Raw genomic sequence first — 14,521 nt, 5'->3', positions numbered from 1 at the left:
CTTCAAAAAAATGGCGTAAGGAGTTAACCGTATGAAATTACAACAAGCGAGCGTTTATTTTTAAAATAGTAATACTAATAAAGTAAGGCAATAGAAGTAACAGTAGTTACTACACCAAATGCCGTCAATGCCGGAAGAAAATTTATCAGGCATACAGCCTGAATGATTTTATTCAGAGGAAACGTGGAGTTTCTTTATGGCTTTTTGTGGATTCATCTGGTTTCCCAAATCGCCTGATACTGAAGATTCTCTTATAATCAGTTCTGGTTTGAGTACAACGGTTTGTGGAATAAACTTCTTATCTCCTGACTTTACTTCTTCTAGAAAGATTTCAGCAGCAGCATTGCCAATGCGCAAACTGTGCTGCTCAACGGTTGATAGAGTAGGTTCTGTCAAATGGGTAAAGGCTTCATTACTAAAACCAACAATCTTGATTTCATTGGGTACATCAATTCCTTTTTCTTTCAGGTATTGCAAAGCGCCCATGGCACTGTAATCGCTAGCTGAGAAAATGGCATCCGGCTTTTTCCTGGCTTTAAATAATTTCTCGATACTGGTTCTTCCATCAGCCAACTGCAAATTACTTTCTATCACCATGCTTTCATCGAAAACCAAGCCATTCGCCTGCAAGGCTTCTTTGTATCCACGTAGGCGTTCTTTATAGATGCTTATTTTTCGGGTATTGGTAAAGTGCGCAATGTGCTTACAACCCTGCTTAATTAAATGCTCAGTTGCTTTGTAGGCACCAAGGTAATCATCAATTAAAACGTGACTTACTTCCAGGGCACTGTTAGAACGGTCGAACAGAATAACGGGGATACCTTTTTCTTTCGCTTTTAAGAAATGGTTAAAATCGGTAGTCTCTTTTGCATACGAAGCAATGATACCATCCACACGAGCACTCAGGAGTGCTTCGACAGTAGCCACTTCTTTTTCATAACTATCATTGCTTTGGCAGATCATAACATTGTAACGCGAATTATTCGCAATTTCCTCAATGCCGCGCACTACAGAAGAGAAGAAACCCCTGTCGATGGTGGGAACAATAATACCAAGAATATTACTTCTGCCATTGCGTAAGGCAGCGGCAATGTGGTTAGGCTGATAGTTTAGTTTTCTGGCCGCTTGTTGAACGGCTTTCTTTGTCGCTTCACTGATGCGGGGATTATCGTTCAACGCACGCGAAACGGTAGAAGCCGTAATATTCAGCTTGCGTGCTATGTCGTGAATAGTAGATTTTCCTTTTTTCATGTGTTCCTTTTATAAACGTAATGCGCACATGTTCATTAACTATGTTTTATGAAACACAACAAGGAAGATCTGAGTATTCAAGTCTTCGATGTCAGGCCTCTTTATTCATTAGACGGTTTCCCGATGGTCGCTAATATACCACCATCTACGTAAATAATTTGTCCGTTGACAAAATCACTTGCTTTTGAGGACAAGAAAACAGCTGTACCCGCCAGATCATTCGGATCGCCCCAACGACCAGCCGGAGTTCTGTTAACAATGAATTCATTAAATGGGTGACCATCAACGCGAATGGGGGCTGTTTGCTCTGTAGCAAAATAGCCTGGGCCAATGCCATTTACCTGAATGTTGTGCGGAGCCCATTCAGTAGCAAGATTCTTCGTGAGCATTTTTAAACCACCCTTGGCTGCGGCATAAGCGGAAACAGTGTTGCGTCCCAGCTCACTCATCATAGAGCAGATGTTAATGATTTTACCGGCCTGTCTTCCAATCATGTATTTGGCCACTTCTTTAGAGACAATAAAGGGAGCAACCAGGTCTACATCAATCACTGTTCTGAAGTCATGCGCCTCCATATCAATTGCTGGAATCCGTTTGATGATGCCGGCATTGTTGATGAGAATGTCTATGGAGCCTCTTTCCTTTTCAATTTTTGCAACGTTTTCGTGCACCGCTTCTTGTTGCGTTACATCAAACAAATAACCGCTCGCTTTATAACCAGCTTGCTTATAGACAGTAAGGGCTGCATCCATTTTGTCGGGCGAGTGGCCGTTGATAATTAATTCAGCCCCAGCCTTGGCCAATCCCCTGGCCATGGCCATGCCTAGGCCGTGAGTGCCTCCAGTAATGAGTACACGTTTTCCAGAAAGGTTAAATAGCTCTTGCATTAGCGTAGGTTTTCGGGCTTGACAGCATCCATATCAGCGTAGTCGAGGTTTTCACCAGCCATTCCCCAGATGAAAGCATAATTGCTGGTACCGGCACCGGAGTGGATAGACCAGGGTGGTGATAGCACTGCCTGATTATTCTTTACCCAGATATGACGTGTTTCATCAGGTTGTCCTAAAAAGTGACATACCATTTCTGCCGGCTTAACATCAAAGTAGAAGTAAGCTTCCATGCGCCTGTCGTGTGTATGTGGTGGCATGGTGTTCCATACGCTACCGGCTTTCAATTCAGTTAAACCCATTTGCAATTGACAAGTGGGCAATACACTGTTAACTAATAATTTTCGTATTGTTCGGTGGTTAGAGCTTTCTATAGAGCCCAACTCAACCGTTTCGGCTTCCGCCAGTGTTACTTTGCGCGTAGGGTAGGACTTATGTGCAGGTGCACTGTTAAAATAAAAAAGTGCATTTCCTTTTATGGCTTTGTGAAAGACAACTTCCTTTGCACCCTGACCAATATAGAGCGCTTCTTTTTTCTCGAGGGAAAAAGTTTCACCATCTACTGTTACAGCGCCAGCATCACCTACATTGATGATGCCCATTTCTCTGCGTTCCAGATAATATGCTGACTTGAGTGCATCATAGGAGAGGAGCGAAATATTTTGAGTTACGGGATTCACACCACCCACAATAAGTCTGTCGTAATGCGTGTAAACATTAGTAATGTTATCGGTAAGGAAGAGGTTCTCTAATAAGAAGAGTTCGCGCAAACGTGCTGTAGTGTACTGTTTAAAGTCTTCAGGATGTACTGCGTAAATAGAAGCATTCATATATGAAAAGGCCGGATGTGTAATCGTTTGCGCAATATATACTAAAAAATTGATAGAAACCGTTTGCAATCAGACAAGCTTTTTTAAAAGCTGGCCTAAGAAGCTTAGCAGGAACCAGTATTAAGCTTGGACAAATCTCATTTTTTGATCTAAAATAACGGTTTTCGGTAAATTTTTGAAATTTTGTTTGGTCAGTCAGATAAACTTTCCTAAAATGCAATCGATTGCGCATAAAAGCCCTAGAAAACGATCAAACACTGACCACTTAAATGATAAAAATGTTAGTTAAAAAGCCCCATTCTTTAGTGTTGTTCTGCTTCACGCTCTTGTTAATTGCCTCTTTCGTAAGTGAAGGGCAGCAGTTACCAGAGGTTCAGCAAGTGTCTATTAATAAGACTAACACATTTAACATTAAAGATTTTGGGGCTAAAGCTGATGGTCATACTGTTAATACAAAAGCCATTCAGGATGCGATGGCTGCCTGTACTAAGGCAGGTGGTGGTACGGTGTTAGTTCCAAAGGGTTTCTGGATTACAGGCCCCATCAAACTAAACAGTAATATCAATTTACATATTAGTGAAGGTGCTGTACTTCAATTCAGCAGTAACACAGATCATTATCCTTTGGTTAAAACAAATTGGGAAGGTCTTGATGCCATTCGTGCTCATTCGCCTATCTATGCTGTAGATGCTGAAAATATTTCCATTACAGGTAAGGGTATTCTAGATGGCGCAGGTCAGGCTTGGCGTCCGGTAAAGAAAAATAAAGTAACACCACCGGAATGGGCACAGCTTGTAAAATCGGGTGGCGTTACCAATGAACAAAAAGATACCTGGTACCCGACTGAACGTGCTCTTAAAGGATCAACCATGAAACGCCCCGGTGTAATTGCCGAAGGTTTTGATGTTGAGAAAGCCGAGAGCATCAAAGAATTTTTACGCCCGAACATGGTGAGTATTATTAATTGCAAGCGTGTTTTGTTGGAAGGCGTAACTTTTCAAAATTCGCCTGCCTGGTGTTTACACCCACTCTTAACACAACACTTAACTATACGCAATGTTACGGTACGCAATCCGTGGAATGCGCAGAATGGTGATGGCGTAGATGTAGAATCATGCCGTTATGTGTTGATTGAAAACAGCATGTTTGATGTAGGCGATGATGGTATTTGCATTAAATCGGGAAGAGATGAGGAAGGCAGAAAACGTGGTGTGCCTACTGAAGATGTTATCGTTCGCAACTGTACTGTATTTCACGGTCATGGTGGTTTTGTTGTAGGTAGTGAAATGAGCGGTGGTGCAAGAAATATTTTTGTTTCTGACTGCAATTTTCTGGGAACTGATATTGGTATCCGTTTTAAAACAACCCGTGGTCGTGGTGGTATTGTCGAAAAAATCTATCTCAACAATATTAATATGAATAACATAGGTGGTGCAGCTATCTTGTTTGATATGTATTACATGGCTAAAGATCCGCTCGCGGTATTTGCAGGAGAAGATAAACCTTCCATCGCTTTTGAACCTGTAAGTGAAGCAACCCCTCAGTTTAAAGACGTATACATAAAAGATGTTGTTTGTAACGGTGCCGAGACTGGCATTTTTGTGCGTGGCTTACCTGAAATGAATATTAAGAATATTCAGATGGAAAACATCTTTATTCAAAGTCAGAAAGGGTTTGAGTGTATTGAAGGCAGTGACATTTCTTTAAAAAATGCTATTCTGTTTTGCGATGATAAAACGGTTGTGAATGTTCAGGACAGCAAAGGTGTGGTACTTGATAACATTCAATACAAACCATCAGATGTTTTGTTGAAAGTTGCTGGTTCACGCTCAGCCAACATTCGTCTGTTAAATACGGATGCAAAGCAAGCCACGAAGGAAGTTGTATTAGGCACCAATGTATCAGCTAATGCGGTTAGCAAGAAATAGAATAATGAAAGATTGTTTTACATATAGATATCTTACGATAGCAATATTCATATTGCTCTCTGTTACTGTTTCTTTTTCGCAAAGTAGTAAAAAGCAGTTTAGCGAAAGTTTTTCTGTACAGGTGAGTAACCCATTGCCCACTGAACGTAAAGATGTTTTAGTAACAATTAAAGCAAGCCAGCTGACAAACACAGGTTTCAATGCAGATGCTTTTGTGGTGATGGATGGCGATAAAGAATTAGCAAGTCAGTATAATAAAACGGATGAGGATGAACTCGGTATAGTTTTCATAATTGATGCCTTGAAAGCTAATGAGAATAAAACGATCACCATCTATTATAACAAAATAGGAAAGATAGCGCGCAATTACACCAAGCGAACACAAGCAGAGCTTTCTCATAAAGTCGGAGGACATTTCGAAAACCGGGAGTACATAGGCGGTGAATTCAAGAATGTGGATTATTTACGTGTGCCTCCTGAACATAAAGATCATTCATGGTTTATACGTTATGAAGGCCCAGGCTGGGAGTCTGACAAAGTAGGCTATCGATTCTATTTAGATCAACGCAATGCCACCGATGTGTTTGGAAAAATAAAACCTGAAATGGCACTTCAAAAAACAGGTCTGGATGGTTTTGATTCCTATCATAACATGCAGGACTGGGGTATGGATGTGATGAAAGTAGGTAAATCGGTAGGGGTAGGCTCTATTGCAACCCTTTACAACAAGGCAGCTTTACGTGTTGAAAAAACGGACAGTGTTGACTGTCGTATTACAGAGAATGGTGTAATATATGCTTCAATACTCACACGCTATTTTGGTTGGCAGGTGGGAGAGAAGAAGCATGATGTAAGCTCCCGCCTATCCATACATGCAGGCAGCAGAGTAAGCAGACAATTACTTACTGTAAGCAACGACATCAGCAACATCACAACAGGTATTACTAAAGACAAAGCATCAAAAGTTATAAGCGATAAAGGGAACAAAGAACAATGGGCTTATGTGGCTACCTATGGTAAGCAAAGCTTGAATGGTGATAATTTGGGCTTGGCTGTATTCTTTAATCCTGAATTCATCAATGAATTTACTGAAGATGAATTCAGTCACCTGGTGAGTCTTAAGCCAGACGCGGGAAAAGTTGAATACTACTTTTTAGCTGCATGGGAAAAAGAACCAGATGGTATTACCAATGAAGAAGCCTTCCGTACGTACATCACACAAGTGGCAACAGCATTAGCCAATCCTGTTCAAGTTAAATTGTTAAAGAAAAAGTAATATGCTGAGCAAGAACCGATACAGACGCCACCTTATTTTTCTCAGCATCATACTGTTGGGTGGTTTGCTTATTTATTGTCAGCAAACAGATAAAGCGACTTCTCAGGAGTTTATCGTACAACGCTTATATAAGTCTCGTTCTGCTAAAGATACCGTGCAGATTGTGATTAACTGGACAGATATTTCATCACGTTTTTCCGGAGCTGAGAAAAAGGGATTTATCGTTAAGGATTTGAATTTTGGGAAAACATTGCACGCCAAACTTGTTGATACGGATGCAGACAAGGTTCCAGAGCAATTGGTATTTGATTATATATTCGCCTCTAACGAGCCCATTTTTGCATTTGTACTCTCCGCTGGTGAGGACAATGCCGAGTATGTGTCAGTGACAGCCACAACGAATGATCGGGTAAAAATTACCTGGTTAAAGTCTTATACCGATTATATCAAAAACAATCCTGTTGATTCCTGGTCAGATAAAATCATTGAGTCCACTTTACAATTATATCCTGATCCGGTAGACTTCCCCATATACGCACCCAATCGCTGGAATTATGAATATGGATTTTTCCTAAACGCTGCTTTTGTTCGTTATCAGGAAACTAAAAATGAAAAATATTTGGACTACATCAAACAATGGGTAAATGGCTTCATTGATGAAAATGGGAAGCTGGATTCAATCCAATACCGTCCTGATGAATATAAGCTTGACGATATTTTGCCAGGCAGGTTATTACTTTCTTTATATGAATTAACCAAAGAAGAGAAATACAAGAATGCAGCTAATCAGTTAAAGGCGCAATTGCTGACACAACCTAAAACAAGCGAAGGCGGCTATTGGCATAAGCTGGTCTATCCATCCCAAATGTGGTTAGATGGCATTTACATGGCGGATGTTTTTTCACTTCAATATGCCCAAACATTTAATGAGCCTGCTTTAGTTGAAGAAGCCATTCATCAGATAAAACTGATTTCAAAGTATACGACTGATTCCACTACAGGTTTGATGTATCACGGTTGGGATGAATCGAAGAACAAAGTCTGGGCAGATTCAGTAAAGGGAACTTCGCCTGAGTTTTGGGGACGCGCAGTGGGTTGGTACATGATGGCACTGGTGGAAAGTATAGAATACTTACCTGCTGATCATCCAGAAAGAAAAACACTGATCAAGTTATTTCAGGATTTATCAGCGAGTGTTAAAAAGTATCAGGATATCAATAATCGACTATGGTATCAGGTTTTAGATAAAGGCAATCGTGAAGGCAACTGGATAGAAACATCATGTTCTGCCATGTTTACTTACGCTTTTGCTAAAGGCAGTCGCCTTGGTTTGTTAGACGCTGCTTATCTGAAAGCAGCGCAAGAAGCCTATCAATCTTTATTAAAAGATTATGTGGTATTTGACGATCAGGGGATATTATACCTGAACCGTACCGTAAAAATCGGAACACTTAATCCTAAAGGCTCCAAAGGAGATTTTGATTACTACATCTCAACAGAATGTCGCATCAACGATTATAAAGGCTTAGCCGCACTACTTTATGCAAGCCTTGAACTGGATAAAGTAAAGCATAACCAATAGCCCAAACCAATATGAACCAGCGATCGATACTAAGGAAAAACAGCAATCTACGGCAACGAACGTTCGTGAATTCCAGCATCAATAAACTAACAAACCACTATCAATTCAAAAACTGTCTACTATGAAGGAAAATTTACCAATTAGAAAATGGGTGCAGATAGCATTCATGACTTTCTCCCTGCTGGGAGTAGGTACCCTTGAGGTACTGTCGCAAAGCAAACCGGTAAAGGGTGTTGTAAAGGGCGATGATGGCATGGGACTTCCGGGTGTTACTGTTGTAGAGAAGGGTTTTCCTTCTAATGGAACAGTGACAGATGCAGAGGGAAGCTTTACTATTTCCGTTCGCGATGGCGCAACGTTGGTAGTTTCTTTCATTGGCATGAAAACCCAGGAAGTAGCTGTTGGTAATCAGACCTCTATCGAAGTAACCATGGAGACCGATATTACACAATTGAGTGAAGTAGTTGTAATTGGTTATGGTACCATGAAGAAATCTGATTTAACAGGGTCGATTGTTTCAATTGGTGGCGATGATCTGAAGAAAGTTCCGGTAGCCTCCGTAGCAGAATCCCTTACAGGTCGTTTAGCAGGGGTTCAAGTGACGGGCACAGAAGGTTCACCCGATGCAGAAATTAACATACGTGTACGTGGTGGTGGATCGATTACACAAAGCAACCAACCATTATATATTGTGGATGGTTTTCCAGTAAATAGTATCAATGACATTACACCATCTGATATTCAGTCAATTGATGTACTGAAGGATGCCTCTTCAACAGCCATCTATGGATCTCGAGGAGCGAATGGCGTAATCATTATTACGACAAAAAGTGGTAAAGCTGGTAAGTTCTCAGTTAGCTACAATTCGTTTTTGGGTTTCAAGAAAATTGCCAATACGCTGGACGTGCTAAATCCACAGGATTTTGTGAAGTGGCAACGCGAATATTCTCAATTGAGATTTGATGCAGATGATCAGAGTTATTATGAAGATTACTTTGGTACCTGGCAGGATCGTGATCTATTTGATGGATTAAGTGGTAATGATTGGCAAAAGCAAGTATACGGTAGAACAGGTGTAGTGAACAGTCAGGATATCAGCTTGCGTGGTGGAGCTGATAAGTTTTCTTACTCGATGAATTATGCGCTTTATGATGAGAAATCTATCATGCTTGGTTCAGACTTTAAGCGTAATAACTTTACAATTAAACTGAACAATAGTGCCAATGAGAAAATAGATATTGGTTTTTCTTTACGCTATTCAGATACAGAAATCCGTGGTGGTGGTGCTAACGAACAGAACGAAGTTTCATCTGCTGACTCTCGCCTGAAAAACAGCGTCATGTATTCTCCTATACAATTGCCTGGCATCACATCCGATGATACAGATGATCAATTAGCAGGAACCTTGATTAATCCGCTTATAGCTACAGTTGATAATGACAGACTTCAACAACGAAGAAATTTTAACGTATCAGGTAGCTTGGGTTGGAAGATTTTAGAAGAATTAAGATTCAAATCTGAGGTAGGCTTTGATGTTATCGGTAATGTTGATAATCGTTTCTATGGACGTTCAACATATTATGTACAGAACGTCCCTGCTGGCGTAAATCAGGGAGACCCGGCATCAATTATCCGAGATTCAAAAGAGACCAGAATAAGAAATGCAAATACCCTGGATTATGATTTTAAAAACATGCTCAGCAGCGATCATAACCTGAAACTTTTGTTAGGTCATGAAGTCATTCATACACAATCTAATCAGTTAACCTCCGTCATACATGGTTACCCAACATTGTTTTCAGCCGATGAGGCCTTCAGACTTACTACCCAGGGTGTTCCACAATCTGTAGATAATAACTTTAGCCCTGACGATAATTTGTTGTCTTTCTTCACACGCGCTACGTATGAGTTCAAGGGTAAATACTTAGTGTATGCTACATACAGGGGAGATGCATCCAGTAAATTCTCAGGTAACAATCAATGGGGATACTTCCCTTCAGCCGCTGTGGGTTGGAAAATCTCTGAAGAAAACTTTATGGGAGGCACTTCCAATTGGTTAGACAATCTGAAGCTTCGTTTCAGTTATGGTGTTGCCGGTAATAACGGTATTGACAGAGGACAAACTTCTCAGGCTTTTCTATCGCGCACTACAACCTGGATAAATGGCGTTACAGACTTTTGGTCAGCTTCTAACACATTGGCTAATCCTGATTTAAAGTGGGAGACAACCACCACCCGTAACGTAGGCTTGGATTTTGGAATCATTCAAAGCAAGCTTGTCGGCTCTGTTGAAGCATACCTAAATAACACTTCTGACCTGCTCATTCAGTTTCCTACGCCAGGTACAGGTTATACAGATCAGTTCCGCAACATAGGTGAAACTGAAAACAAAGGTCTTGAAGCTTCGCTCACCTATGTGGCTATTGAAAAGGAAAAATATGGACTTAACATAAGCGCTAACATTGGAATCAACAGAAACAAGGTTGTATCCTTAGGTGAACTTGATGGTATCCTGGCATACACCAACTGGGCGTCCACTGATATACAAAATGATTTCGAAGTTCGGACTGGTCGCCCGTTGGGAGATATGGTTGGCTATTGCAATGATGGAAGATATGAAGTGTCCGATTTTGAAGGGTATGATGCCAATACAGGCAACTGGATTCTAAGATCAGATGTGGCCGATGGCACAGCAGTATTAGGAACGCTTAGACCTGGTATGATGAAACTGAGAGATTTGAATGGTGATGGTGATGTTACAACAGCAGACCGTGAAAGAATTGGCAATGCCTTGCCTAAACACACCGGTGGTTTTACACTGAACGGTTATGCATACGGTTTCGATCTGACTGCCGCCTTCAGCTATAGCTATGGAAATGATGTGTACAATGCAAACAAAATTGAGTACACCTCTGCCTCTCCAAGAACAAACTATCGCAACCTGATTGATATTATGGCAGATGGCAGCCGTTGGACTAACCTGGATCCTGCTACAGGCTTGATTGTAAATGATCCCGCAACACTCTCGGCTATGAATGCAAACACTACGATGTGGTCGCCTTACATGGCAAGATCTGTATTCAGCGATTGGGCTGTTGAAGATGCTTCCTTCCTTCGCTTGAATACCTTAACGGTAGGCTATACGCTTCCAACTTCTCTGGTTTCAAAAGCAAGGATTCAAAGCCTTCGCTTTTATGCGACAGCCTATAACCTGTTTGTATTAAGTAACTACACAGGTTTTGATCCAGAGGTTTCTACCCGAAGAAGAACAAGTCTTACACCTGGTGTTGACTACTCTGCTTATCCAAGAAGCCGCCAACTTGTTTTTGGTTTAAATCTTAATTTCTAATAAAGCGATGAAATCTACTATGAAACGAATAACCTACCTTATAGCAGTAGTGATCGCGAGTGTTCTTACTGCTTGCAGCGATTTTCTTGAAACGCCTGTTAAATCTACTTTAGAGGAATCTGTTATCTTCTCCACACCGGATTTGGCACGTGGGGCTGTTGATGGTATAAAAGTGCCTTTTGGTGAAACAAACTCTTACCGTGGGCGCTTCCTGCCTTGGTATGGCATGAATACAGATGTGGAGTGGTACAATGCCTCTCAAACACCCGGTGATAATGCTGACCTGGCTGTATATAATGCCAAGCCGATTAATGCAAACATGAATACAGAGAACAACACCTGGGCTCAGATGTATGCTGGTATTGAGCGTGCGAATTTGTGCATCAGAGGTTTAAGACGTTATGGTAATCCTGCACCCGATAATGAATTAGGTAATTTGTTAGGTGAAGCCCTGACTTTACGTGCTGTTTATTATGCTGATTTGTTGAAAGCATGGGGCGATGTGCCTGCACGTTTTGAGCCAATTTCTTTAGAAACGATTTACTTGCCAAAAACAAGTCGCGATGTAATTTACAAGCAGCTCATCGCAGACTTAGGTGAAGCAGCCACATTGGTACCCTGGCCGAATGAAACAGCATCAACCAGCAGTGTTGAGCGAGTAAACAAAGCTTTTGTGAAAGGATTACGTGCCCGTCTTTGTCTGGTAGCCAGTGGATTCTCACAATACCCTGATGGAATACGCAGAAGCACTGACGCTGAATTGTCTGTTGCTAACATGTATGCTATCGCATACCAGGAATGTCTGGATGTAATCAACAGTGGTACAGCCAGACTTGAGCCTTTATTTGAAACAGTCTTTAAGAAAAATAACCAGGACAATATTGCGGCCGGAGGCGAAACATTGTGGGAAATACCTTTCTCAGATGGAAGAGGGCGTATGCTATTTACATTCGCGGTGCGTCATGCTACCAATAATCAGCACCACGCCAATGGTGCAAACCGTGGCGGCCAGGCAGGACCGCTGCCCACTACCTTCTACGATTTTGATGTAAAAGATACAAGAAGAGATGTTACCTGTGTGCCTTACCGTTATGGTACTGCAGATCAAAGCGGATTTGCCAGACAAGAACTGGTTGGATTAAATACGTGGTACTTTGGTAAATATCGTTACGAGTGGATGAATCGTTTTGTAACTTCTACTAATGATGATGGAGTAAATAAACTCTACATGCGTTATGCAGAAATTCTACTCATGGCTGCAGAAACAGCTAATGAATTGCAGGGGCCTGCTGCCGCCCTACCTTATCTAAGAGCGATTCGTCAGCGCGCTTTCAATTCAGCAGACTGGACTGAAAAGGTTGATAATTACTTAAGCGCATTGGGGACAAAAGAAGCCATGTTTACAGCAATTGTTGATGAACATAAGTTTGAGTTCACCGGAGAGATGGAGCGCAAGCAGGCTTTGATACGCTGGAATTTGTTAGGGACAAAAATCAATGAAGCGAAGGTAAAGATGCATGCCCTCGTTGATCGCACTGGAGAATATGCAGATGTGCCATCAACTTTATATTACAGATATGCAGCAGATAACGAATCATTGGAGATTTATGGATTGAATAGAGGAGAGAATGGCCCGGCTCCTGCAGGCTTTGACTCAAACTTTGCCTGGTCAAATCTGACACCTGAAAAAGTGGAATCCATCTACATTCAGAATCCAGACTCAAGGCAGTTCTGGCCAATATGGCAAGTATTCTTAGACACCAGCAATGGACAGTTAACAAATGATTATGGCTATTAATGATATTTTATGAAGAATATATTTAGAATAAGCAGAAATATTTTCATTGGCCTTTTAACACTGTGTGTGATGAATGCCTGTGAAGATGATATTGAGACAGTAGAAGAATTGAATCTTTCCAGGGTTTTAACCCCGGTAGATTTAGTTGCCAGAATCAGGAATTTAACTACGATTGAATTAACCTGGGATTTACGCGAAGAAGCAACATCGTACGTGGTAGAGTTTAGTGAAGACAGTCTTGCCTTTACTACCATCATCAGAACAGTAACTGTATTGCCTGATGAATTGCCCTTACAAGAAGTATTCGATGGTGAAACACGTTACTCAGCGCGTGTGAAAGGTGTTGGTGCCAATGGCGTTGCAGAATCGAATTGGGCTGCGGTAACTATCATGACGGCCCAAGAGAATATATTCCTTCCGATTGTTGATGGCGATATCGGTGCAACAACAGCAACGTTAAGATGGCCTGCAGGTAGTAATGTTACCAGCTTCCTGATTAATCCAGGTGCCGTACAGCGTGCCATCACTGAAGAAGAGAAGACAGCAGGTATTGCAACAATTACAGGATTAACCGGTGAAACTGAATACACGGTTACACTTTTAAAAGAAAATAAGGTAAGGGGCAATGTTAGCTTTGAAACACTGATTGACATCGGTGATGCAACAGCTGTGTACCCTGAAGATGATTTGAATGCTGTGATTGCAGCTGCAGCACCTGGTGATGCACTGGTATTATTCCCAGGTGATTACACAGTTTATACAGGGTCGATAGTTTTAAATAAACCAATTACTATCAGCGGGTTATATCCATTCAACAAACCACAAGTACATGTTCAATTCAGTATCGAGGGGGGCGCAACAGATGTGGCTATCAATAATTTGGATATGGATGGAGATGGTACACTGACGGATGCATTCCGTTTTGCAACTGCCAGTGTTGATTATGCTTCCTTGTCAATTAAAGGTTCTACTATTCACGACTTTGCTCGTTCACTCATTGGCGGTAGTGTATTGTCTAAAGTAGCTTCTGTAGTAATTGACAACTGCGTGATGACTAATATACTAACCAGTGGTGGTGATTTTATTGATTTCAGAACTACTCACGTAACTGATTTAAGTATCACGAATAGCACATTTAGCAACTGTGCACCAGGTCGTGATTTTGTTCGTATCGATAACGCAGGCTTTACCGGTACTGGCTTAAATAGTAATGTGGTAATTGACCATTGTACACTCTTCGTTGTGTCTAATACACAAGACCGTATTTTGTACGTGCGTTTTGCAACCAATACAACTGCGGTTCGAAATACATTGATTGCAGCAACAGACGGTTATTATACAAACCAGGCAAGCACAGTGCAGCCGGTATGTTCAAATAATAACTATTTCAATGCAGCAGGCTTTATAACGCCTGCATATGTTACTAATGCAAAAATTGATATTTCAACTAACTTCACAACCTTAGATCCTGGCTTTGTAAATGCAGCAGGCGGTGACTTCACCATTACCAACCAAACACTATTGGATAATGCAGTAGGGGATCCTCGCTGGAGAACGCAACAATAAATAGGTTTAGTTTATGGGTGTGGTGGCTCGGTCATCACACCCTTTTTTATTTAA

At 41.3% G+C, this 14,521-nt stretch carries 9 protein-coding genes; 6 read left to right on the top strand and 3 right to left on the bottom strand.

Annotation, left to right across the window (positions count from 1 at the left end):
- Positions 1-168: 168 nt before the first annotated feature.
- The 3 genes from ACO1XM_RS05090 to kduI form a co-directional block, all read right to left on the bottom strand.
- A complete protein-coding gene (locus tag ACO1XM_RS05090) occupies positions 169-1,251 on the bottom strand; it encodes a LacI family DNA-binding transcriptional regulator (protein WP_486226473.1) in 1,083 nt (360 codons plus the stop codon).
- 101 nt (positions 1,252-1,352) lie between these two features.
- Positions 1,353-2,138, bottom strand: a complete 786-nt coding sequence (locus ACO1XM_RS05085; protein WP_486226472.1) for a gluconate 5-dehydrogenase — start codon at positions 2,136-2,138, stop codon at positions 1,353-1,355.
- Positions 2,138-2,968: a 5-dehydro-4-deoxy-D-glucuronate isomerase gene (gene kduI / locus ACO1XM_RS05080; protein WP_486226544.1), complete on the bottom strand. Its 831-nt coding sequence runs from the start codon at positions 2,966-2,968 to the stop codon at positions 2,138-2,140. Before kduI ends, ACO1XM_RS05085 begins: the two co-directional genes overlap by 1 nt.
- Before the next feature lie 278 nt (positions 2,969-3,246).
- Between kduI and ACO1XM_RS05075 the strand changes: the two genes are divergently transcribed.
- The 6 genes from ACO1XM_RS05075 (at position 3,247) to ACO1XM_RS05050 (ending at position 14,467) form a co-directional block, all read left to right on the top strand.
- On the top strand, positions 3,247-4,896 hold the full coding sequence (locus tag ACO1XM_RS05075; RefSeq protein ID WP_486226470.1) for a glycoside hydrolase family 28 protein: 1,650 nt from the start codon (positions 3,247-3,249) through the stop codon (positions 4,894-4,896).
- A gap of 4 nt (positions 4,897-4,900) precedes the next feature.
- On the top strand, positions 4,901-6,172 hold the full coding sequence (locus tag ACO1XM_RS05070; RefSeq protein WP_486226468.1) for a DUF4861 domain-containing protein: 1,272 nt from the start codon (positions 4,901-4,903) through the stop codon (positions 6,170-6,172).
- 1 nt (position 6,173) lies between these two features.
- A complete protein-coding gene (locus ACO1XM_RS05065) occupies positions 6,174-7,754 on the top strand; it encodes a glycoside hydrolase family 88/105 protein (protein ID WP_486226466.1) in 1,581 nt (526 codons plus the stop codon).
- A 121-nt stretch (positions 7,755-7,875) separates the two neighbouring features.
- Positions 7,876-11,103, top strand: a complete 3,228-nt coding sequence (locus tag ACO1XM_RS05060; protein ID WP_486226464.1) for a SusC/RagA family TonB-linked outer membrane protein — start codon at positions 7,876-7,878, stop codon at positions 11,101-11,103.
- 19 nt (positions 11,104-11,122) lie between these two features.
- A complete protein-coding gene (locus ACO1XM_RS05055; protein ID WP_486226462.1) occupies positions 11,123-12,901 on the top strand; it encodes a RagB/SusD family nutrient uptake outer membrane protein in 1,779 nt (592 codons plus the stop codon).
- Between the two features lie 9 nt (positions 12,902-12,910).
- Complete coding sequence (locus ACO1XM_RS05050) at positions 12,911-14,467, top strand: DUF4957 domain-containing protein (RefSeq protein ID WP_486226460.1); 1,557 nt, start codon at positions 12,911-12,913, stop codon at positions 14,465-14,467.
- The last annotated feature ends 54 nt before the right edge of the window (positions 14,468-14,521 follow it).

The organism is Chryseotalea sp., assembly GCF_057350905.1.
This window is presented reverse-complemented; position numbering and strand designations above follow the sequence as displayed.

What these genes read in the sequence shown, in the direction of transcription:
- ACO1XM_RS05065 (WP_486226466.1), top strand. Translation starts at nt 6,174, where the DNA reads ATGCTGAGCAAGAACCGATACAGACGCCACCTTATTTTTCTCAGCATC.
- kduI (WP_486226544.1), bottom strand. Translation starts at nt 2,968, where the DNA reads ATGAATGCTTCTATTTACGCAGTACATCCTGAAGACTTTAAACAGTAC.
- ACO1XM_RS05075 (WP_486226470.1), top strand. Translation starts at nt 3,247, where the DNA reads ATGTTAGTTAAAAAGCCCCATTCTTTAGTGTTGTTCTGCTTCACGCTC.
- ACO1XM_RS05085 (WP_486226472.1), bottom strand. Translation starts at nt 2,138, where the DNA reads ATGCAAGAGCTATTTAACCTTTCTGGAAAACGTGTACTCATTACTGGA.
- ACO1XM_RS05050 (WP_486226460.1), top strand. Translation starts at nt 12,911, where the DNA reads ATGAAGAATATATTTAGAATAAGCAGAAATATTTTCATTGGCCTTTTA.
- ACO1XM_RS05090 (WP_486226473.1), bottom strand. Translation starts at nt 1,251, where the DNA reads ATGAAAAAAGGAAAATCTACTATTCACGACATAGCACGCAAGCTGAAT.
- ACO1XM_RS05070 (WP_486226468.1), top strand. Translation starts at nt 4,901, where the DNA reads ATGAAAGATTGTTTTACATATAGATATCTTACGATAGCAATATTCATA.
- ACO1XM_RS05060 (WP_486226464.1), top strand. Translation starts at nt 7,876, where the DNA reads ATGAAGGAAAATTTACCAATTAGAAAATGGGTGCAGATAGCATTCATG.
- ACO1XM_RS05055 (WP_486226462.1), top strand. Translation starts at nt 11,123, where the DNA reads ATGAAACGAATAACCTACCTTATAGCAGTAGTGATCGCGAGTGTTCTT.